22 protein-coding genes are annotated in these 21,228 nt (G+C 33.4%); 7 read left to right on the top strand and 15 right to left on the bottom strand.

Annotated features, from left to right (window positions below; genetic code table 11):
• Positions 1–5: 5 nt before the first annotated feature.
• From MY04_RS04280 to MY04_RS04220, 13 genes are all read right to left on the bottom strand, one after another.
• Positions 6–956, bottom strand: a complete 951-nt coding sequence (locus MY04_RS04280) for a hypothetical protein (protein ID WP_066206839.1) — start codon at positions 954–956, stop codon at positions 6–8.
• A gap of 74 nt (positions 957–1,030) precedes the next feature.
• Positions 1,031–1,456 (bottom strand): hypothetical protein, encoded by a 426-nt coding sequence (locus MY04_RS04275; RefSeq protein WP_158297559.1) that lies wholly within the window; start codon positions 1,454–1,456, stop codon positions 1,031–1,033.
• An 83-nt stretch (positions 1,457–1,539) separates the two neighbouring features.
• Positions 1,540–1,983: a hypothetical protein gene (locus MY04_RS04270; RefSeq protein WP_158297558.1), complete on the bottom strand. Its 444-nt coding sequence runs from the start codon at positions 1,981–1,983 to the stop codon at positions 1,540–1,542.
• Between the two features lie 20 nt (positions 1,984–2,003).
• The gene (locus tag MY04_RS04265) at positions 2,004–3,023 is read right to left on the bottom strand and encodes an RHS repeat-associated core domain-containing protein (protein ID WP_158297557.1); all 1,020 of its coding nucleotides are present in this window, start codon (positions 3,021–3,023) and stop codon (positions 2,004–2,006) included.
• Between the two features lie 48 nt (positions 3,024–3,071).
• Positions 3,072–3,491, bottom strand: coding sequence for a hypothetical protein (locus MY04_RS04260; RefSeq protein WP_066206827.1), 420 nt, complete (start codon positions 3,489–3,491; stop codon positions 3,072–3,074).
• Positions 3,492–4,005: 514 nt separating this feature from the next.
• Positions 4,006–4,449, bottom strand: coding sequence for a hypothetical protein (locus MY04_RS04255; protein ID WP_158297555.1), 444 nt, complete (start codon positions 4,447–4,449; stop codon positions 4,006–4,008).
• A 50-nt stretch (positions 4,450–4,499) separates the two neighbouring features.
• The gene (locus MY04_RS04250) at positions 4,500–5,084 is read right to left on the bottom strand and encodes a hypothetical protein (protein ID WP_158297554.1); all 585 of its coding nucleotides are present in this window, start codon (positions 5,082–5,084) and stop codon (positions 4,500–4,502) included.
• Between the two features lie 209 nt (positions 5,085–5,293).
• A complete protein-coding gene (locus tag MY04_RS04245; RefSeq protein WP_066206817.1) occupies positions 5,294–5,782 on the bottom strand; it encodes a hypothetical protein in 489 nt (162 codons plus the stop codon).
• A 182-nt stretch (positions 5,783–5,964) separates the two neighbouring features.
• Positions 5,965–6,477, bottom strand: coding sequence for a hypothetical protein (locus MY04_RS04240; RefSeq protein ID WP_066206814.1), 513 nt, complete (start codon positions 6,475–6,477; stop codon positions 5,965–5,967).
• Positions 6,478–6,520: 43 nt separating this feature from the next.
• Positions 6,521–7,315 (bottom strand): Fic family protein, encoded by a 795-nt coding sequence (locus tag MY04_RS04235; RefSeq protein ID WP_066206811.1) that lies wholly within the window; start codon positions 7,313–7,315, stop codon positions 6,521–6,523.
• Positions 7,316–7,405: 90 nt separating this feature from the next.
• Entirely contained in the window at positions 7,406–8,188 is a 783-nt protein-coding gene (gene pflA, locus MY04_RS04230; protein ID WP_066206808.1) for a pyruvate formate-lyase-activating protein, read from the bottom strand.
• Positions 8,189–8,230: 42 nt separating this feature from the next.
• The gene (locus MY04_RS04225) at positions 8,231–9,034 is read right to left on the bottom strand and encodes an ABC transporter substrate-binding protein (protein WP_066206805.1); all 804 of its coding nucleotides are present in this window, start codon (positions 9,032–9,034) and stop codon (positions 8,231–8,233) included.
• Between the two features lie 12 nt (positions 9,035–9,046).
• On the bottom strand, positions 9,047–10,261 hold the full coding sequence (locus MY04_RS04220) for an S-adenosylmethionine:tRNA ribosyltransferase-isomerase (protein ID WP_066206801.1): 1,215 nt from the start codon (positions 10,259–10,261) through the stop codon (positions 9,047–9,049).
• Positions 10,262–11,347: 1,086 nt separating this feature from the next.
• On the opposite strand from MY04_RS04220, the gene MY04_RS04215 reads away from it, so the two are divergent.
• Positions 11,348–12,385 carry a quinone-dependent dihydroorotate dehydrogenase gene (locus tag MY04_RS04215; RefSeq protein WP_066206798.1) on the top strand — a complete coding sequence of 346 codons (1,038 nt, stop codon included), beginning with the start codon at positions 11,348–11,350 and terminating at the stop codon, positions 12,383–12,385.
• A gap of 126 nt (positions 12,386–12,511) precedes the next feature.
• Here MY04_RS04215 and MY04_RS04210 read toward each other — a convergent pair whose 3' ends face one another.
• The gene (locus MY04_RS04210; protein WP_066206795.1) at positions 12,512–14,425 is read right to left on the bottom strand and encodes a RecQ family ATP-dependent DNA helicase; all 1,914 of its coding nucleotides are present in this window, start codon (positions 14,423–14,425) and stop codon (positions 12,512–12,514) included.
• Positions 14,426–14,591: 166 nt separating this feature from the next.
• Here MY04_RS04210 and pyrE point away from each other — a divergent pair, with 166 nt between their 5' ends.
• From pyrE to MY04_RS04195, 3 genes are all read left to right on the top strand, one after another.
• Positions 14,592–15,227 (top strand): orotate phosphoribosyltransferase, encoded by a 636-nt coding sequence (pyrE, locus tag MY04_RS04205; RefSeq protein ID WP_066206792.1) that lies wholly within the window; start codon positions 14,592–14,594, stop codon positions 15,225–15,227.
• A 169-nt stretch (positions 15,228–15,396) separates the two neighbouring features.
• Positions 15,397–16,764, top strand: coding sequence for a hypothetical protein (locus MY04_RS04200; RefSeq protein ID WP_066206789.1), 1,368 nt, complete (start codon positions 15,397–15,399; stop codon positions 16,762–16,764).
• A gap of 15 nt (positions 16,765–16,779) precedes the next feature.
• On the top strand, positions 16,780–17,358 hold the full coding sequence (locus MY04_RS04195) for a hypothetical protein (protein ID WP_066206787.1): 579 nt from the start codon (positions 16,780–16,782) through the stop codon (positions 17,356–17,358).
• 207 nt (positions 17,359–17,565) lie between these two features.
• Here the strand turns inward: MY04_RS04195 and MY04_RS04190 are convergent, their stop codons facing one another.
• Complete coding sequence (locus MY04_RS04190) at positions 17,566–18,255, bottom strand: SDR family oxidoreductase (protein WP_066206781.1); 690 nt, start codon at positions 18,253–18,255, stop codon at positions 17,566–17,568.
• Between the two features lie 155 nt (positions 18,256–18,410).
• Between MY04_RS04190 and MY04_RS04185 the strand changes: the two genes are divergently transcribed.
• The 3 genes from MY04_RS04185 to MY04_RS04175 all read left to right on the top strand — a co-directional run bounded on the left by MY04_RS04185 (position 18,411) and on the right by MY04_RS04175 (position 21,183).
• Positions 18,411–18,806: a hypothetical protein gene (locus MY04_RS04185; protein ID WP_158297553.1), complete on the top strand. Its 396-nt coding sequence runs from the start codon at positions 18,411–18,413 to the stop codon at positions 18,804–18,806.
• A 118-nt stretch (positions 18,807–18,924) separates the two neighbouring features.
• A complete protein-coding gene (locus tag MY04_RS04180; RefSeq protein WP_066206776.1) occupies positions 18,925–19,104 on the top strand; it encodes a hypothetical protein in 180 nt (59 codons plus the stop codon).
• Between the two features lie 108 nt (positions 19,105–19,212).
• Positions 19,213–21,183, top strand: a complete 1,971-nt coding sequence (locus tag MY04_RS04175) for a TonB-dependent receptor plug domain-containing protein (protein ID WP_084005762.1) — start codon at positions 19,213–19,215, stop codon at positions 21,181–21,183.
• Positions 21,184–21,228: the final 45 nt, after the last annotated feature.

Here is a 21,228-nt window from a genome sequence, read left to right as displayed (position 1 = left end):
TGCATCTAAATGTGGATACCCTTTAGTGGAGTGTATTGTGAGAATAGTCGACCTCCATAGACCCAAAGGTCGTTGTCTTCTACACTAAAGTATTGTATTAATGGCGACAACCCCACATTTACTTTTTTCTTGGCGCCTAAAGTTTTGTAGAATTGAGGGGCCAATTCCAAACCTGGATATTTACCTACCGAAAGATTTAAGCCTCCTCCTACTTTTAGAAACTGACCTATATCGATTTGAGCATTGGGTATTTCCAACTGATCCAATTCTGGATTGGCAAAGGGTATATCTTTCTTCGTCGACAATTGAAATTGCCAAGGTTGATCTGATGCTTGATCTATCCATCCTGTTTTTCTCATGGCGGAGGCCTCAATAGAAAACATTCTGCCTATTTTTAAAGAATAGCCTGCTCCGATCAAAACATCACTTTTCCATCTAGAGGCCGTGAGTTGATCTACACCTTCTGAGGTAATCAAAAGGGAATCCGACTCGTATAACCCAGAGTACTCAATCTGAAAATACGGCATCCATTTCTTGGGTTGTACTCTTGCAAATGCTCTACCTCCAAACGACCAATGCGTTTGCAAAGAATCGTAAGTCATGGCGATATTTGGACCTATACCCACAGACCATGCTTCACTTAATGGCAACTGAAGAGCGGGGGAATACATTACTTTTAAAGGATCATTTTGAGCAATCGTGATGGTATTTCCCAAGTTCAATGCTTTTGTTATCATATTTAATCCCTCACCCAATGATACGTTTTGCATGGATGAGAATTGTTCCAAAAGTTGTAAAGATGGATTCTGAATTTCATTAGCAGGTTGCACTCCTCCAAGATGATCACTGACAATTTTATGTAACCCTTTCTTACCAAAACCGACTTGCATGCCTGCTACTACTCCCCATTGTTGATGCTGATAATGATAATTCACATCTGTATACAACGTAATCATTTTATCTTTCTTATTTCTCCATGTATACCCTCCACCAGTACTGATATAATTGGTATAGCCTTGCCAACCATGACCTAAGGAAAGCTTCCCTTTTCTTTTTTTTCTAATCGGTAATTGACTTTACTTTCTGCCAACCAACGATCTGAAATATCCAATTGTCGAGATTCGGAATTGATGGATACATTTAACCCAAACAAAGCATCTAACTCCCATCTTTTATAAGTAAAACTTAAGCCTGTAGTAAGGTAAGGCGAGACTTCCCAACTTTCTTGAGTGGAAAGGTCTTGTTGCTCTAAAAGGGAAGGATTTTGTACCAAACCTACTCTTCCTCCTACAAATGCTATGATTTGAGGGATCTCTCCTGTCTGCAATAAACTATCCTCTAACTGTTGCTGTAGGAGGAGTTGTTTTTGTTTTTTTAGGTTGGAGAGGGAGGGGTAGGTTTGGGAGAATATTGTTCCGTGGAATAAGAAGAGTAATATGTAGAGTATTTTATACAAAAATGCTATTTTAGTTAGGACGAAGAATTTATTAATATAAAATATAGTTATTAGTACACTTCCTCATATATTACTTAGGCAACCTAATAACTAATTCTTTCTTTTATAAGTATATTTTTATTGTAGGCTTTACCAAAAGGGTCTAAATTAATTAAATTAAAATTCACTTCATTATATAATAACTCAATAATTAAAGTATAATCTTTCTTTTCAAGTTTACATTCAAAAGAAAATTTCTTGATATACTTTTCATTTGGCTTCAAAAGAATTGAATTAGTATCATCCAATAATAATTCATCAATGTCATAAATAATATTATCACGATTAAAGTTTATTAAAATTTCCTCAGAAATTGAATCGGATAATCTAATATTAAAAATACCATATTTCATACTACCTTTTGTCGGTTTATAAAATATCAATTCTTGATCTGATTTATTTTCTATTGTTAAAACAAAATCAATTTTATCATTTTCTATTACAATATCATTTACCATAAAATTAACACATGTTAAATAATAGAGCATGAAAATATTATTAATACTTATCATATTTTACCTTTAAAAACTTTATAAATATTGTCAATTCTTGAATTAAATACATCAGATCTATTTATATCTTTACCATATACTCTTTTCTCAAAAGCTTTACCTGCTTCTTTTTCACCATTTCCTGTTAACTCCCTAGGTTTATTTTTCACTTGTCTACCATAATGCACTCCTTCATGCATAATTGTTGATTCTACCAAAATATGAATCATATCTGGATCATCAAATTCATCTATAGTATGTAATTCATTCATTAAATCATCATCAATAGATATATAATCAACCTGATTATTATCACTTAACATTGTAACTCCATTTATTTTCGAATCATTAGTATCCAAATTTTTAATATTTAATTTTGGCCCAGATCCATAAGTTAACATTTCAATTGTTTCGTCTTCTGACAAGCCTGATAGTTCATAAAATGCATTTTTGTAATCTTGAGATTGATTATTAAAATTATCAACCATTTGTTTTAAAAAAACAACTAGCTCAGGATATTTTTCTGCAGTTTCACTATCTATTTCAAATCTTCCATCAGGATCTAAAAACTTAATAGGGTTATTGAAACTATACCTAAAAGGTGTTAAGTTTGGTAAAGAATCAGCCAACGGATCCACAGCAAACCATCTCCCCAAACTAGCATCATAATGTCTCGCCCCATAATCATAAAACCCAATCTCCTCTTGCTTTTCCTTACCATTGTATTGGAATTTATGATCAGGCGTTCCTTCTTTTTCGATACCTGCCATATTCATTCCAAATGGGTAGTAATGATTCTCCTGTACAATATAGTCATTAAACGACACTCGGATATCATCAAAATAGACATTAAACTCTGTGGTTTCATTATGAATACCCACTTTTACATAATGTGCATTAGCAGGAGTGGTGAGGTCTAACTGTAACTCTTGTCGTTGCATACTTTGAGTGATGAACGACTTCTTGGTTTCTGTTGAAATAGGCGTTCGACTTTCATCCAAGAATGTGACTTGTAGATAGGGGTTTAAAGTTGACACTTTGCTTAACTTTTAAATATTTGTTCATAAAAAATAATGTTTTGATTCTTATGTTTTATAAATCACATAATCTTCTATCTCAAATTCATATCGTTCTTCATTTATAATCTTAATAACTAATGTTGCAGAAATAGCAATATCATTTGACATCGCTTTACCTTCAATAACAAAAGGTATTTTTTTTATGTTAGTTTCATTATTAAAAGTAAAACCGTATCCAAGACCTTCTTTCCATGAGCTAGATAAATCATAAATACAATTTCCATCAAATATATCTTCTTTTAAAAACCGCATTTTTCCCTTTGAAGGAAAATATTTACATAAAAGATAAAACTTGTTTTGACTCAATTGATTTTTATGTGTAAAGTTTAAATATATTTTAGAGGTCCCACCCTCGAAAAGCTCACTAGTATAAGAATAATTCACTTTAAAAGGGACTTTCACAATCGAATCATTGTTATAAAACATTATTTTCCCTTCATCATTAAATGCTATATTTTTACCCTCTTTATTATAGTTTTCACTGATACAGTGATATAAAGAGATAAGGTATTATTAAAATTAAATATTTCATTTCAATTTAATTATTTTAGATATGATGATTTCACCTATTAATATAATTTCGATACCTAAGTATGCATTTTCGGTACATCAACATACTGTTCTAATACATGAATATGCACATATGGTCAATCAAGTAATGTTTTCTATGCCTGAATACGCGTTTTCGGTACGTCAAATGATATTTTCTATGCCTGAATATGTGTTTTCGGTACCTAATTATACATTTTTTATACCTCAAACCATCTTTTTTATCACGGGTTTAACATTAAAAGGCATCAAGTGAATACTTATTAAAAATTGAATACATTAATACTACTGAAAACAAAATAAGCCAAATCTATTTGTTATTATATTTTTCGTTGATAGTATCATATGCTTATATTTGTTGATTATAAAATTAGTTAGTTTTATGTCACTATTAATCTAACATTAACCCTACTAACCCTTGTGCTTTTTTCAACTCTCCCAAATCTGCTCCTGTGTATTTATTGAAATATGTAACATTCATAACAGTTGGAACACATGTTCCATCATCAAAAGCATCTTTACAGAATAGTTTAAATATATAGGATTTCCCTACTTCTATTTTGACCCCTTTAAATTTCAATATTTTTTCTGAATAGATCGTTTTTCTACTTTCATCATTTCTAATGAATATTAAATAGAAATCAGTTAATTCATCGATCTTAATTACTTCATAAAGCCCTTCCTCGATATCATCAACAGAAGTTTTAATTGTGTGGGGTGATTGAATTACTATTACATTTTCATCAAGTTCGGATGAAGATGTTTCGGGGTCTGTTTGTGAGAAGGTATTTGTTATTACAGTGAAAAATATAATGCTAATGAGTTTTAGTTTCATGTGATGTTTTGTCATCGATTATTTTTCTAAGACTTTATATATAAATAATCCTATAATTTAATATTTAAACCGTAATACCATTTTAAAGGATAACCATCTAAAGGTTTTATATTTTGCTTCCTAGCTTCCCTCAAGCCAATCTTTTTTATCTTATGATACCATTGCCGATAAGCTTCATATGCCATATCAATAATTTCTCCACTTATAGAAGCTTCCTTGTTTGTTTCAATATTTGTTACAAATGGATATGGAGAATACAAGCTAAATGATTTATTAAAATACAATTGGTTAATTATAAAAAGTGCTTCTACTTGAATAGAATAATCTTTTAATTGACCCATATAAATATGTGATGATTTTGGATCATAACAACTAATTGGAAGAACACAAATACTAGTATCTCCTTGAAATTTCAATAAATCTTCTATTAGCTTTAAAGTATCAACATTAAATTCAATTAAGATTGGATAAATATAATTACCTAAATCTGCAGAATCTGTTTTATGTTTCAATTTATAAAACTCATTTGAATCATCCTTGAGACTTGCTCCCTCACGTAGAAAAAAATTAGCTAGTTCTTCCTTATCAAATTCTTTCTTGTAAAAAGTATTCTGACTAAATACATTTATATTCATTAGACATGCAACGATAAATATAATACAATATTTCACCATACTAATTAAGATTAAAACTATTCATTTTTGATATATTTCAGATATGGCTATATCTGTTTTGTTTGTATGTATGTGGGAATGTGTGATTATTAAAAAATTGTATGCAGAAGAGTATTATTTATTTGTAATAAGTTAAAGACTTTAACTATGTATAGTTAACTCATGTTACTTTATAGATCAGTCCAGAACTTGATTTTAAATACTCTATCATTTTGGACACATAAAATGATATAACAATCAATAATTTTTGTATTGTTAGAAAGAGGAATTCTATAACCATCACAGTTAAGGCCTCTAAATTTCGACTTTTTCATAAAAAACTTTGGATATTTTTCTTTTAACAAAAGAATATCACAAAAATCAACACCATTTTGTAGTTGTACATTACCACAGTCAAGAGAAAACTCAGTTAAATCTCCTGATCTATACTTATAATATTCATTTTTATAATTGTAAACAAAAGTTGTATCATCATCAACAATTGGGTCAAAAAATATTTCTATATCATCTGGATTCCCATTAATTTTAAATAATGTTTCTTTATTAAGAGATAAAATATTGATTGAATTTAGATAAATATCATTTATATCGATACTTACCTCTTGAGTGTTTAAAGTAATTAAAATCAATAATAGCTTTACCTGTAAAAAATTTATCATATTTATTTTACTTATTCAATAATGCGAAAATAAGATCAACAACCTGATTATCTAAATCTCATAAATCAATACAACTATTTAATCAAGCTTAATATCAAACAATAGTTGAAGATAAGTCAAAGATTTATATTATGAGTGGTATGAAGATAAGAGTGTCCTTTATCACTAAAAGTATTAAACCTCTAACAACAAACAAAATACTCAACAATATACCCCCTAGATTTTAAGTATACTATTTGAATGATAGATTCATCAGAAACTTGATATGAAAAAGCCATACAACCTATGTTTTTACAGTTCTTTAATTCATGCCATTCCTCTTCAGTAATATTATAATTATAGTCTTCATCATACTTACCATCTTCTGATATTGGATTCTTGATAAAATGCTTAGTATTCAAAAAGTCATCAAATCGTTTTAAAATTGATGCTTCATCATTTACTCCAGTATTATGTATTATTAATTCTGTTGAAGGAATAGATAACTCATATAAGAGGTCATCTCCGTTTGAAATAACAAATTGAAATTCACTTTTTAATACACTTTCCCCTATTAGGGAGATTTCAAAGTTGTCTTTAGTATCAATATCAGAGAATTCTATGTTTATATTCTTTGACCTTAAAATTTTATTTTGTGAGAAGACATAGTTTCCTAAGATTGTAAAACCTATAATTAAAAATAATAATTTATTCATCTTAATAAGGTTAAGTTTGCTTGTATCTTATTATAATAGAAAATTAAAAATCTAAACTTTTATACCCCTCTCCATCATTTTGAGCTTTGTATTTTTTTATCTCATTACTTAATAGCTTTTGGTACTGCTCTCTCATGAAATCATAAAAATAATTCAAATCACTTTCTTCTCTAGATTTTTCCAGACTTTGAATATACTCGAGCTTATCTTCTTTAAAGACTACAGACATAGGCAATTCAAAAAGAGCTTGGATATAATTCATCAATAATCTTGATGTTCTGCCGTTGCCGTCATAAAAAGGATGTATACTTACTAATTCGAAATGAGCATAAAAGGATAAATTAATTTTATCATCAATAGTTATAGATTCCTTTTTTAATTGATCTGATATTGTTTTACACAATTTATTGACTAATCCCTCTACTTTCTGATAATTAACAAAGTACCTCTGACCTGCATAAACGCTTCCTTTTCTATATTCACCTTTACTACTATCCACTTCCCCTAATATAGTATTATATAGACTACCAGTGGATTTCATAACATAGGCATTTATCTCTTTAATAAACTCAGGAGTGATTAATCTATTTTTTGAAACTTGTTCTTTAATATAAAGTAATGCTTTGTGATGATCAGTAACCATTTGAGAGTGGATAAATGGCTTCCCTTTAGGAGTTAAACCCTCATCCAATAAAAGAGTAGCATCATCTAAGGTTAATGTTGATCCTTCTACTTGAGTACTGTGAGCAGTAATTGTATAGTTATTGAATTTTTCAAAATCAACCACTTTCTCAATACCAATAGCTTTATATTCTTGAATTGTTTCTATTAATGTCATATACAAATTTAAAAAAGATTATTGCGAACTAAGAGAAATTGAGATAAAAAAAGACCAACAACATATCGCTATATCATTGGTCTTTCTTATTTAGTTCACATGAACTTCTTTAAAATATTGAGAGAAGATCTCTACGGTTTTTTCAATTTGTTCTTTCGTTGGAGGTTCAACGCCTTCCAATCCGTATTCCATTCCCATGGCTTCCCATTTGTGGACGCCTAGTTTGTGGTAAGGTTGGATTTCGATTTTCTCTATGGTGTTGTAATCCTTGAAATGCTGCCCTAATTCATGAAGGTATTCTTCTTGATCAGACCAACCCGGTACCAATACATATCTAATCCACATTGGCTTACCTTGTTTCTCTCTCATTTCGGCCAACTTTAAGGTAGGTCCATTAGACACTGAGGTCAATTTGTGATGCCAATCGTCGTTGATATGCTTTACGTCCAACATCAAAAGGTCTGTGTATTCTAGAAGTTCTTCGACTTGTTTGTTGACTAATCGTCCATTAGAATCTAGGCAAGTGTGGATTCCTTTTTCCTTTAGTCTTTTAAACAATGTCAAGATTTTAGTTCTATGTAATAATGGTTCTCCACCAGAAATCGTAATACCACCATCATCTCCAAAGTAAGGACGCTGACGTAATACTCTTTTTTCGATTTCATCCAATGTTACAAACTTGCCTCCTTTTACGTCGAATGTATCGGGATTATGGCAGTACAAACATCTAAACTGACATCCTTGAACAAATACAATAAAACGAATACCTGGACCGTCGTGGGTACCAAAAGTTTCAATGGAATGAATTCGGATTTGTTCAGGGTCTTTCTCATTTAAATGAGAAGCGTCTTGTTGTGGATAAATGATACTCATCTTTATTTATTTTTCATTTTCAGGCGTACATCAATATACGTCTTATTTCTTGTTATTGTAATCTTCTATGATTCTTTCCAGGAATGGCAAGCCTTCTAAAATTGCCGCAGGTCCTGGCTGAAGCATAAACAATGGATCTACCTCTAGATAATCTTTTGTTTGAATGAAAGGCACTTGATTGACGTTATTTCGGTTTAACAACTCTGCTTCATCAAATTTCCTCCCACACCAACAGAACAGGCCTATTTCCGGTGCTTTATCAATTACTTGATTAAAATCGAAAAGCACTCTTTCTTGGGCAGATTGATGAACGCTCAATTCAGAGAATACATCTTCTCCTCCAGCAAGTTCAATCATTTCAGACACCCATTTAATTCCTGTGATCAAAGGAGAGTTCCACTCCTCAAAATATACCTTTGGTCGGTTAGTCAAGTGCTTTGTTTTTAACTGAGCACTACGTACCATACTTCTCATCTTCTCGATAAAAACAGCTGCTTTGTGCTCTGCTCCAATCATTCTGGCAATCATCTCTAAGGTATTGATGATTTCTTCTACAGATCGTTGGTTGGTAATTAGTGTTGGAATTCCTTCCTTAATCAACCTCGCCCCAATCTCTGCCTGAAGATCCGAAAAGCCAATGACCATATCAGGCTTTTGGTCTAAAATCTTTTTATAGTTCGCTCCCGTGAAACCACAAACCATTGGTTTCTCCAACTTCGCCTCAGCAGGTCGCTCGGCAAAAGCAGAAATACCCACAATTCGATGTGATTCTCCCAACATGTACAGCCACTCTGTGACCTCATCTGTTAGGCAAACGATTCTACTTGGAAATTTAGACGTATTCATTACTTCTTTTTATTACTTTCTAAACAAAATTGAAGAATCACCATAGCTTAGGAAACGGTAATCGTTATCCAAAGCTGCTTGATATACTTTTCTCCAATCTTCTCCAATAAATGCCGCAATCAACAACACCAAGGTTGTAGAAGGCAAGTGGAAATTCGTTACCAATGTGTCGATGACTTGGAATTGATAACCCGGCATAATAAATATAGAAGTTTCTCCATGAATAGTATCCAAATTATGCTCCTCCATATGTTTTAAAATGGCTCCAAAACTCTCTTGTCTTGATGGCAATGTCACACCACTTTCCATTCTTTCGTAAGCTTCCAACTTTTGAATATCAAATGTTGAGTTATTATCCAAAAGCAGACGAACACCATACCAATACGACGATTCTAATGTTCGCATCGAAGTTGTTCCCACACAAGCCACTTTATTCGCTTCAATCAACGCTTTCACATTCTCTTTCGTGATAATGATCTGTTCGTTGTGCATGTCATGATCCGTTACCTTATCAGCAGTGATCGGTTTAAACGTCCCTGCACTTACGTGAAGTGTCACCTCCTGTTCATCCACTCCTTGATTCTTTAGGACATCAAGGACTTCGTTGGTAAAATGAAGTCCCGCAGTTGGAGCTGCTACCGCTCCCTCGTTCTTCGAATATACTGTCTGATAAGTCTCCTTATCATCTTCAGTAGCCGTTCTTTTTATATAAGGAGGCAAAGGTGTATTCCCTGCCGCAGAAATAATATCCACGAAGTTTAAGCTCTCCTCTTCCCATTCAAACTTCACATAACGTTTCTCTCTATCCTCATGAGAAACCGTCAACTTCACAATCCCTTTCTCCGTTTGAACAGCCGCCTCTAATTTATCTTCTTTCCAACGTTTGAAATTACCAATAGCACACTCCCAAATTGTCCCCGATTTCTCCAACATAGCCGCAGAAATATCACGAGTAGGTGCAATTGGATTCAACAAAAACACCTCAATCTGTGCTCCCGTCGGCTTTTTAAAATACAAACGTGCCGGCAATACTTTGGTGTTATTGAAAAATAAAGTGTAGTCGCTATTCAATTCCTTGGTGATCTCCCTGAAAACTTTATGCTCAATATTCCCCTCTTTATACACCATTAATTTTGATGAATCACGTGGATTAGCCGGATGTACAGCAATCCTCTCGTTCGGCAATTCGTATTGATAATCGTCTAAATTTATCTCCGGTAAATTCAAAGTATTACGCTTTTATTTTTAAAATCTAAAATTCATACAAATGTCGTAAAATGAATTGGGGTATGAAAGGGAAATTTTCTATCAATGTTTAATTAATGTTTATTGGTAGCTGAAGCGAAGTGAAGAGCAATTTTAAATTAAAAATGAAAAATTAAAAATGAAAAACGTGAAATGTAATGGTAGATTGGAGAATAAGGATGTTTTAGTGCGATACCCTAAACATATGAGATAACCTGAAACTTACTAGTACTTCAATAGAAGGTGGTGGAACCCCTTCGATCAATACATATACATATGAATACTATCGATTAATCAATAAGCATCTAAAAAAGCTTCAAAAAAAACAGCAAATAATATCGAACTATTCCTCATAAAAACACCAAAAAAAATTAACCTTTTAAAAGGAGGCGGTGAAACCCCTCCGATCAATACATCTACATATGAATACTATCGATTAATCAATAAGCATCTAAAAAAGCTTCAAAAGACTAGCAAATAATATCGAACTACTCTTCATAAAAACACCAAACTAAATTAACCCTATAAAAGGAGGCGGTGAAACCCCTCCGGTAAATATCTCTCCCAACTCGTGCTCGCGTTATGAGGGACGTAATTTTAGCCCGTACTGCTTATAATACCTTTCCCGAGGTCGGGAGACCTCTAAAGTTTCTCAGGCACAAATGTCGCTGCGCTTAACATTTGCGCCAGGTAAACCACACTGAAACAAACGAGCGTTAGCTTAACATTTCACGTTTTTCATTTTTAACTTTTCATTTTTCATTTCAAAAATGTCGCTGCGCTTAACATTTGCGCCAGTTAATCCATACCCAAACAAACGAGCGTTAACCTAACATCTCACGTTTTTCATTTTTAACTTTTCATTTTTCATTACAAAAAAGTCGCTGCGCTTAACATTTGCGCCAGTTAAACCACAACAAAACGAGCGTTAGCTTAACATTTCACGTTATTAACTTTTCATTTTTAACTTTTCATTTCCAAAACCTTTTTAACAAAAATAATTTCAGCTACTTTTGTGCAGTTTATTTAGACCATAGGTCAAAATCATTTCTAACAGGCAACTCCAATATGAGCTTTTACAAATCCGTAGTCAGACCATTTTTATTTCAGGTAGATCCTGAAAAGATTCATCATTTTGCTGTTCGTTATTTAAAAACCATGTTTTCACTTCCTTTTGCAAAATCTATTGCTCGTGGGATTTATAAAGTGAATGATCCTCGTTTGGAAAGAGAGGTATTTGGTATCAAATTCCCATCTCCTGTAGGATTGGCGGCAGGTTTCGATAAGGATGCGAAAATGATTGATGAGTTTGCCAACTTCGGTTTTGGTTTTATTGAGATTGGTACTTTAACGCCAGTTTCTCAGCCGGGTAATGACAAGCCAAGAATTTTTAGATTACCAAAAGATTCAGGTTTGATTAACCGTATGGGCTTTAACAACGAAGGTGTGGAAGCTGCCGTTGAGCGTTTGAAGACAAGAAAGTCGAAGGTGATTGTGGGTGGTAACATTGGCAAGAACAAAGTGACGCCAAATGAGAATGCAGTGGACGATTATACGAAAGGTTTCAATGCATTATTTGATCATGTGGATTACTTCACTGTCAATATCTCATCACCTAATACTCCTAATTTGAGAGCCCTTCAAGACAAAGAACCTCTGAAAGAACTTTTGGGAACTTTAAAGAACTTGAACTCTCAAAAATCCAATCCTAAACCTATCCTTTTAAAGATTGCTCCGGACTTGACAAATGAGCAATTGGACGACATCTTGGAGGTAGTTCAGGAAACAAAAATTGATGGAGTGATAGCTACGAATACTACAATTAGTAGAGAGGGCTTAACTACACCAAAAACAAGAGTGGAAGAAATTGGTATGGGAGGCCTTTCAGGTAAGCCTGTTACCGATAGATCAACAGAAGTAATTAAGTATTTATACGAGAAATCGGGTAAAACATTAGATATAATTGGCGTGGGTGGTATTCATTCTGCTGAAGACGCTATCGAAAAATTAGAAGCAGGAGCAAAGTTAGTACAAGTGTATACTGGTTTTATTTACGAAGGTCCAGCCCTAGTTAAAAGCATCAATAAGGCAGTTATTAACAAATAAATTCAAATTTATTACAATTTTTCGCAACCTAATTAACACTTATTCGTTGTTATAAGTAGAAAGATTGTTGTAGTTAATGAAATTGTCGAGGAGAGAACACTTACATATGTGAGTGTTTTCTTTTTTTTATGCAATCGCTACTTTTTTCTCTTCATTCCAATGTAACGTCTTTTCATCAAATAGTCGTGACAAGGTCTTCCCAAAATAATCTAAGTTGATAGGTGCTACTTCAGATTCCAATTCGTGTACCGACATCGGCTGATCCTTTAGTACTTTCAATATTTCAGCTTTATAATTATCAGGTACTTCTTGATACGATTTCTTTTTCTTTTGTTCTATACAGACATCGCATACCCCACAATTTTCTCCATCAAAATCACCAAAATATTCTCTGAGCATAATACTTCTACACCTCGTCTTATTTTGGATGAAGTGTATCATTGATTTTGCTCTTTTATAATCTTGCTGTTTTCTGAAGGCCAATAATTTACGATCAATAGGTAATCTTTCGGGTAAATGTCTTGGAATTAGAAACGTGACTTGAGGTTTCTCCCTTTTAGGCTGGTAATCTACCAACTCTAAATTGTGTAATTCTTGTAAATAGAACGTCACACGATCCAATGGAATACCATTTTGCATGGCAATATCTTTTTCGTCAATACGCACAAAAGAATTATATAACTCCCCTCCATACATTCTTAAAACCCCTTTCATTAATAATTCATGATGAGGCTGACGAATCAGATAGTCGTATAAGTCGTCGGGAGTAGTTTTGATATTTAAGGTGGGATCATGAAATACACTTTCGTTGAATAACAAAATACCATGTTCCTCCAATCGTTTCAATCCGTAATAAGTTTCTTGAGGGGGAAGTTCGTATTTCTGAATAAAGGGCTTGAGGTAAAAATCGAATGAACTCATTTCTCCACTACCTACCGCTAAACGGAAATGATTTCCTAAGCATTGATATATTTTCTTCAATACTTTGACATCAGGATGACGTTGTTCTACCCACTCTAATAACTTCTGTCTTGTATCCTCCTTTACCAAAAGAACAGCATACGACTTTTCTCCATCTCTACCTCCTCTTCCGGCTTCTTGATAATAGGCCTCAATACTTTCTGGTGCACCGATATTGATTACCGATCGAACATCAGGTTTATCTATTCCCATTCCGAAAGCATTCGTCGCCACAATTACACGAATATGGTTCTTCACCCAAGCTTCCTGACGCTTACTTCTTTGCTCAGGAACTAAACCACCATGATAATAATCGGCATTGATGTTATAACTCAACAAAAGGCTTGAAATGTCCTTGGTCATTTTTCGAGTTCTCGCATACACAATGCTACTCCCTTCTACAGAATTTAGAATTTTGAGCATTTTTTGGGTAGTATCTAACTCTTTGCTAACAGAAAAAGAAAGATTAGGACGTGCAAAACTTCCCTTAAACACATTGTGATTCTCCTTAAATAGCAAAAGTTCTACAATCTCTTTTTGTGTTTCTTGGGTAGCAGTAGCGGTAACCGCAATAACAGGAGTATCTGGAATAAGCTCTCTTAATTCGCCAATTTTTAAATATTGTGGACGAAAATCGTGCCCCCACTGAGAGATACAATGGGCTTCATCGACCACTAATAAACCCACAGCCATTCGTTTTAAACGCTCAATAAATAACTTAGTGCGAATTCGTTCTGGTGATACATACAAGAATTTAACTTTCCCTTGAACAGTATTCTCTAATAATGTATCCATCTCTTTGATAGACAATCCAGAGTACAAGGCTTTGGCAGGAATTCCTCTATCGTTCAACTGGTGCACTTGGTCTTTCATCAAAGAAATTAGGGGTGTAATGACAATACACACTCCTTTTCTTGCAATACCGGGTACTTGGAAGCAAATTGATTTTCCTCCACCGGTCGGCAACAAAGCAAGAGTGTCATTTCCCTTAAAAACACTACTAATGATATCTTCTTGAAGAGGTCGAAAGTTATCGTAACCCCAAAATTTTTTAAGTATTTGTTGAAAGCCCGCGTTCATGAACCATTAATTGACAATTATTTTATCATAAATCAAATATCAACAATTAATTTTTACAAATTGTATCTTATTTTTGCAAAAGCTGAGAAAAATATTGTTTTCTCTCGGTTTAAGTAAAATTAAAGAGAAATCCTCTTTAAACTAAACATATTCATTAGCAACAACAATGGAAAATACTATTGCAAAAAAGGTCGCTTCTTTGTTATTAGAGATCAATGCTATTAAGATCCGTCCAAACGATCCTTTCACTTGGGCTTCAGGATGGAAGTCACCAATTTATTGCGACAACAGGCTTTCTTTGTCACACCCTCACGCAAGAACGTATATCAAACATGCATTAAGTTCTAAAATTCAAGAGCAGTTCGCAGATGCAGAAGCTATTGTTGGTGTTGCTACAGCGGGTATCCCTCAAGGGGCATTAATCGCAGATGCATTGGGTATTCCTTTCGCTTATGTTCGTTCTAAGCCAAAAGGACATGGTATGACGAACATGATTGAAGGTGAATTGAAAGCAGGTGCTAAAGTAGTGGTTATCGAAGATTTGATTTCTACTGGAGGTTCATCACTTAAAGCTGCTGCGGCTTTGAAAGAAGCAGGTATCGAAGTGTTAGGTATGGCTGCCATCTTCACTTATGGATTTGATTTATCGGTAAACAACTTCAAAGAAGCTGGTATTCCTCTAGTGACTTTATCTAACTACGATGCGATGTTAGAATTAGCTTTAGAGCAAGATTACATCAAAGCGGAGGACATCGATTCATTGAAGTCATGGAGAGTTGCTCCATCAGAGTGGAATCAATAAAATTATAATAGGCTGTTAATTAAAATATACTCTTTAGTTCACAGTCTAAAAAAAGGAGATGTTAGCTCATCTCCTTTTTCTCATTCTGCTTCTATTCATCTTACATAACACTCTTAATACTTACAAACAAGCGGAACAAACAAACTGTGTTTCAAGTTATTTCCTTACAATGTATTATGAACTAGCATTTGGTATTGTTTCTTCACAAGAAAAGAAACTTACGCCAGTTGAAATCGACCAACTATTGGCTAAAGGGTATTTTAGACATTCCCTAAATATGGCTACTTACGAAATGATGTACTTTGATGACAAGATGCAAGGAGTACTTCCGTTACGTTGTCGCCTAGAAAATAATATGCTTTCGAGATCACAACGAAAGAAAATAAGACAAACAAGAAATAAATTTGATATAGTAATTGAACCTCTAAATATTACTGAGGATCATAAAACTCTTTTCACAGATTATAGAAAAAACCGTTTTGATGAAGAGGAAAAATCCCTCCTACACTACTTTGGAGTGGATTCTGACAAAGATATCAGTCTAATTCCATACAACACTTGGCAAATAAGTTTTTATGCCAATGGTCAATTAGCTGCTGCAAGCTTTTTTGATGTTGGAGATAAATCTTTATCTAGCCTAATGGCAATATATCATGAAGACTTTAAAGATGCTGGACTTGGTTTTATATCCATGCTTTTCGAAATCGAATGGTCTTTAGATCGTAACATGGAATTCTATTATCCTGGTTACACACTCGATATGCCGTCTTGCTTCGATTACAAACTTAGGTTACCTAATGTTGAATTTTATAATTGGAAGGACGAATGGTTAAAGTGGGAAAATATCAACTTTAAAACTACTAAAAGATATAGAACCTTACATTCCATAAAAGCCATTATTGAGCTGGTTAATGACATATGTATTGTTAAAGGTAGAGTTGCCGAAGAGCAAAACTTTTTCTCAAGTATGTGGCACGACATGTTTGATTATACTCAAGCAGTAGAAGCTCCTATATATGCTTCATACCCTATTGGTCAATACCACCAAATGATCATTATTTATTTACCTGATGAAAACACTTTTTTAGTAAAACCACATCTATTTAATTTTGAATCAAGTTTACCACCATATATTAAAACTGATAGCCCCGAAGATATCTCTTTATTTATTGGTGCTTATTTTGCCCACCTCCAACTTATAGATGTTCGCTTAACTAGTGCATTAGACAATTTTAGAAGCCTAATTACAGATTCTAACATAGAATTTGATGTTGTAGAGACTTTAGGAAATGTAGGTAGACATCCTAACTATAAATGGATATCCTTAAGAAAAGGTGAAGATCAATGGATGGTCATGCCTTTATGGGATGAAAACAAAAAAACATATCTTTTCCACCCAATGGTCTTTAAACGTGATCAAAACAGATGGGTATCTCCTTTTGGATTGTGTTCAGATGCCATCGCCATATTAAAAATCTCTGACTATATTTGTTCAAAAGAAAGCAATTGGCATGATTTATTGTCAGAAAATGATTGAAACTGATCATTAATAATGAGTATTCAAGATAACTACAGTTTTTTAGAACATATAGCAGACACCACTGAAGTAAAAAATATTAGTTTTGATAATTGGCAGCAGCTCAATTCTCATACGATTATAAGTATGGCTAGAAAATTTCTAATTGAGAAAAATATTCCAGTTAGAAAAATACCCTTAAAAACAATTTATGCCTTCATTACAGACAGTGGTTTAGAAAGTCTTCCAAAGCAACAACAAAGGTGGGCGATACTATTTTCAAACGCGGTCACCTTCAGAAATCCTTGTAAACAGCATCTTACGCTAGTAAAAATACTAAGAGATGCTTCCCTAGAAGAAATTGAGATCCTTCACTACCTCAAGAAAATATCCTTCATAGAATACGAAACCTCACGTATTTGGATCAAAATAAAAGGTATTGAACAATGGGCTATAGAAAAGCTAGACTGTTCCAGTATAGATATAGAAATCATCCTAGAAAATCTTATGATGAAACGCCTCATAGAAATCTCTAACTCAGGAGAGGAAATGAGGATTGCACCACTTGGAATGCATTTTATATTGGAATGTGAGAAGCCGTTTGGGCTTAGTTAGGAGTTAGGAGTTAGGAGTTAGGAGTTAGGAGTTAGGAGTTAAAATAATACTTGAGTTTGATTATCAAAACTATCTATTAATGTAATTTCATATTTTTAAAAATATAATTTATTAAATAATTCAGTTCCTAATTCCTAGTTCCTAGCTCCTCACTTTATATAGAAAACAAAGCAAATCCAACAAGCTTCATAATTACCTCAAACAACATTAAATGTCCCCCAACTGCGGTCGAACAATAATGTCTTCTACACAAGCACTGTTAGATAAGTTGTAAGCTGAGTAAACAAGGTCGGCGATGTCTTGAGATTTCATAAAGCGGTCTTCTGGTAGGTCAACCCCTGCCCAACTGTTAGTGAACGTTGCTCCAGGCATTACGGAAGTCACTTTGATATTGTGAGGTTTCATTTCTTCTCTTAAACATTTTGAAAAGCCTAACATAGCATGTTTTGAGATAGCGTAAGAACCACCGTTGGTATAAGCCATAAAAGAAGCTACAGAAGCGATATTGAAAATATGTCCTTTTTTGTTTTCCATCATTTGATGTACAAAACCTCTTGTGATGTAGTAGGTAGAATACATATTGGTTTGCATCATCATTTCGAAGGCTCCCTCTTCCTCTTCATAGATAGCACCTGGAACAAATACTCCGGCATTATTAACTAAAATATCAATAGGCTTTTGAAGTGATTTCACTTCTTCTATAAATTTCTGACAATCTTCTTTTGTTGACACATCTGCTTGAAAAATATGGATTTCAGCATATTGCGATAATTGATCTTTTAATTCTTGTAGTGATTCTAAGTTTCTAGCACATACTGCTACGTCTATTCCATCTTTAGCAAATTTTTCTACAATTGCTCTTCCGATTCCTTTTGAACCTCCAGTTACTACGATCATGATTTTATTTAATAAGCGCTAATAAAACGAATTATTGTTTGATATCAACTAATATTTAGAAAACATTTTTCTAATTTTGTATTGTATCAAACAAACGGTTAACCTTTTGATTTGAAACAATTTAAATATTACCTAATTATCAATCGAACTAATCTATGAAACATCTATTATCAATCATACTATTCTGCCTATTTTCTCAGATTGTAGTAGGACAAAATAATATACATGTCTCATCAAATGTTCTTCAGGAGAACAACGTAAAGTCATCAATGTTTTCAGGTCAACTGAAAAATAAGATCAAAAAGCTATTTTCAAATCAAGAATTAGAAGCTGAGGTAGTCGCATCTTCAGACAAACAATTATTTGATTTGGTTGATCATTTCAATCAAAATCTATCTTATAATTCAGAAGACACCTTCAGAGAAATTCGTCTCATGGAGATAAATCATCAAAATCAAAATACTATTGATGTTAAAACGGATGATGATAATCAATTAAATATGGGAATGATTTTCAACGTTTTGAGACAAAAAATATATTCGATGAAATAATCAGAACATTAACAATCATTACCTACCTCTTTTACTTGAACCTATTTTAATGATGCCTAAATTTGCATTATCAACATAGGGTTAACGCTTACGTCTAAAGCAAAATCTTAAAAAGAGAATGATTTATTTTAAACGATGGTCAAGAAAAGGGTATTCAATTTTTAACACCTTGAAAAAGGTGGTAAAAATCTGTGTCGTTAAAAAAACGGTACAACTCACTCCTTGTGTCATCGAAAATCATCCAAGAATAATGTTCATCGGTCTTCAAAAAGACGATGATGACCCTTTGATTGACTAACTTTCTACATTCCTTTTTTATTAGTAGACTGTCTCCTTTATTCCTCAAAGTGAGACCTACTCATTTTATTTATTTCACATATTTTTTTCGGATATCCTATCCACAATTATGAAAACATTTTTACAGTTTCACTGTTCATTCATTTTCGTACTTTTGAGTCTTGTGGGCTACGCACAAGAATCAGATTCTACTAAATTATCAGAATATTATCTAGACGAGGTTACCATTAATTCGGGTCGTGTACCTCAAACATTTTCTGAACAAGCAAGAATAGTTACTTACATTCCTCAAGAAGAACTACAGGCGATGCCTGCTCAAAGTTTTGATCAAGTTTTAGGGTATGTTGCAGGTGTTGACATGCGTTCTAGGGGCCCTATGGGGGTTCAAGGAGATGTAAGTATTCGTGGTGGTTCATTTGATCAGTCGTTAATTCTTTTGAACGGAATCAATATGAACAACCCACAAACGGGTCACTTAAATTTATTCCTTCCTGTAGATCTTGAAGCCGCTTATGCTGTTGAAGTTTTAGAAGGTCCTGCTTCTAGAGTTTTTGGAGCTAACGCTTTTACCGGAGCAATTAATATACAAACCAAACCACTTGATAAAAATAATATCTATGCACATGTAATGGCAGGTGAATATGGCTTGCAAAAATATACCGGTAGAGTTAACCTTACTTCGGGTAAAACAAGACACCTTATTACTGGTTCATACAAGAAAAGTGATGGATACATCGATAATACAGACTTTGAAGATGTTACTTTCTATTACCACGGTAGCTACGACGTAAAGCAGGGTACTTTTGACTTAACTGCTGGTATATCTGATAAAGGATTTGGAGCTAATTCATTTTACACTCCGTTATACCCTAATCAGTACGAAAGAAATAAATTATATCATGGCTCTTTAAGATTTACCAATAATGGTAAAATTAAAGTAAGCCCAACAGTATATTGGAATAGAACCTACGATAGATTTGAATTGTATAGAGATAATCCTGCAAGTTGGTACACGAACCATAACTACCATCAAATGGATGCCATGGGCTTTAATCTGAATACCATCATCCCATCTAAATTTGGTAAAACTTCTATTGGTTTTGATGCCCGTTACGAAGGTATCTTAAGTAATGTATTGGGTGAAGATCTTGATGACCCCGTTTCTATTGACGGTGTAGATAATACTGCATATACAAAAGGGAAAGATCGTTTTAACTACTCTTTATTTCTTGAGCATAATGTTGTTTGGAAAAAATTCACAGCTTCTGCTGGTTTAATGTTTAACTACAATACTCAGTTAGCAGAATCTAGCGATGGATTTGATGTCTTCCCTGGTTTAGATATCTCTTATGCGTTTAATGAATCAGTTAGATTATTTGGTACAGCAAACACTGCAATGCGTATCCCAACCTATACTGATTTATATTATCAAGGTCCTACTAATATTGGTAACCCTGATCTAAAAGAAGAAAGAGCAACTACCTATGAAGCGGGTGCTAAATTAGACCGTAAATGGATTCATGCAAGTGCTTCTTACTTCATTAGATATGGTAAAAATATTATCGATTGGGTAAAATACCCTTCTGAAGATAAATGGCAAGCTCAAAACTTGACAGAGCTAAATACACAAGGTATCACTTTAAACACTGTCTTTAATTTTGAACAAGTATTAGGCAAACAATCGACTTTAAAATCAGTAACTGTCAATTATCTTGGATTGAAAGTAGATAAATCTGCTGCTGATTCATTGGTTTCTAACTATGCTTTAGATCACTTGAACCATAAAGTAACTGTAGGTATTAAACATAAAGTATTCTTAGATAATCTGATTGCCGATTGGAAATTAGTATACCAAGATAGAAATGGTAGTTACACTGCTTACGATGCAGATTTCAACCCATCAGAAACAGAATACAAACCATTTACTACTGTAGATTTAAGATTAAGTTATCAGTACAAAATGATGTATTTCTATACAGAAGCATCAAATATCTTCAACCAAGAATATTATGATTTTGGAAATATCCCTCAACCTGGAAGATGGTTTAGAGCGGGTATTAAAATGAATCTAGATTTATAAAAACAAAAATCACCTCTTTGTCATTAACAAAGAGGTGATCTATTT

The sequence above is a fragment of the Flammeovirga sp. MY04 genome (assembly GCF_001682195.2).
Classification (GTDB): domain Bacteria; phylum Bacteroidota; class Bacteroidia; order Cytophagales; family Flammeovirgaceae; genus Flammeovirga; species Flammeovirga yaeyamensis.
Note: the sequence above shows the minus strand (reverse complement) of the source record. Positions and strands in the feature narration are given on the sequence as shown.

What these genes read in the sequence shown, in the direction of transcription:
- MY04_RS04280 (WP_066206839.1), bottom strand. Translation starts at nt 956, where the DNA reads ATGATTACGTTGTATACAGATGTGAATTATCATTATCAGCATCAACAA.
- MY04_RS04270 (WP_158297558.1), bottom strand. Translation starts at nt 1,983, where the DNA reads ATGCTCTATTATTTAACATGTGTTAATTTTATGGTAAATGATATTGTA.
- MY04_RS04260 (WP_066206827.1), bottom strand. Translation starts at nt 3,491, where the DNA reads ATGTTTTATAACAATGATTCGATTGTGAAAGTCCCTTTTAAAGTGAAT.
- MY04_RS04255 (WP_158297555.1), bottom strand. Translation starts at nt 4,449, where the DNA reads ATGAAACTAAAACTCATTAGCATTATATTTTTCACTGTAATAACAAAT.
- MY04_RS04250 (WP_158297554.1), bottom strand. Translation starts at nt 5,084, where the DNA reads ATGAATATAAATGTATTTAGTCAGAATACTTTTTACAAGAAAGAATTT.
- MY04_RS04245 (WP_066206817.1), bottom strand. Translation starts at nt 5,782, where the DNA reads ATGATAAATTTTTTACAGGTAAAGCTATTATTGATTTTAATTACTTTA.
- MY04_RS04240 (WP_066206814.1), bottom strand. Translation starts at nt 6,477, where the DNA reads ATGAATAAATTATTATTTTTAATTATAGGTTTTACAATCTTAGGAAAC.
- MY04_RS04235 (WP_066206811.1), bottom strand. Translation starts at nt 7,315, where the DNA reads ATGACATTAATAGAAACAATTCAAGAATATAAAGCTATTGGTATTGAG.
- pflA (WP_066206808.1), bottom strand. Translation starts at nt 8,188, where the DNA reads ATGAGTATCATTTATCCACAACAAGACGCTTCTCATTTAAATGAGAAA.
- MY04_RS04225 (WP_066206805.1), bottom strand. Translation starts at nt 9,034, where the DNA reads ATGAATACGTCTAAATTTCCAAGTAGAATCGTTTGCCTAACAGATGAG.
- MY04_RS04215 (WP_066206798.1), top strand. Translation starts at nt 11,348, where the DNA reads ATGAGCTTTTACAAATCCGTAGTCAGACCATTTTTATTTCAGGTAGAT.
- MY04_RS04210 (WP_066206795.1), bottom strand. Translation starts at nt 14,425, where the DNA reads ATGAACGCGGGCTTTCAACAAATACTTAAAAAATTTTGGGGTTACGAT.
- pyrE (WP_066206792.1), top strand. Translation starts at nt 14,592, where the DNA reads ATGGAAAATACTATTGCAAAAAAGGTCGCTTCTTTGTTATTAGAGATC.
- MY04_RS04200 (WP_066206789.1), top strand. Translation starts at nt 15,397, where the DNA reads ATGTATTATGAACTAGCATTTGGTATTGTTTCTTCACAAGAAAAGAAA.
- MY04_RS04195 (WP_066206787.1), top strand. Translation starts at nt 16,780, where the DNA reads ATGAGTATTCAAGATAACTACAGTTTTTTAGAACATATAGCAGACACC.
- MY04_RS04190 (WP_066206781.1), bottom strand. Translation starts at nt 18,255, where the DNA reads ATGATCGTAGTAACTGGAGGTTCAAAAGGAATCGGAAGAGCAATTGTA.
- MY04_RS04185 (WP_158297553.1), top strand. Translation starts at nt 18,411, where the DNA reads ATGAAACATCTATTATCAATCATACTATTCTGCCTATTTTCTCAGATT.
- MY04_RS04180 (WP_066206776.1), top strand. Translation starts at nt 18,925, where the DNA reads ATGATTTATTTTAAACGATGGTCAAGAAAAGGGTATTCAATTTTTAAC.
- MY04_RS04175 (WP_084005762.1), top strand. Translation starts at nt 19,213, where the DNA reads ATGAAAACATTTTTACAGTTTCACTGTTCATTCATTTTCGTACTTTTG.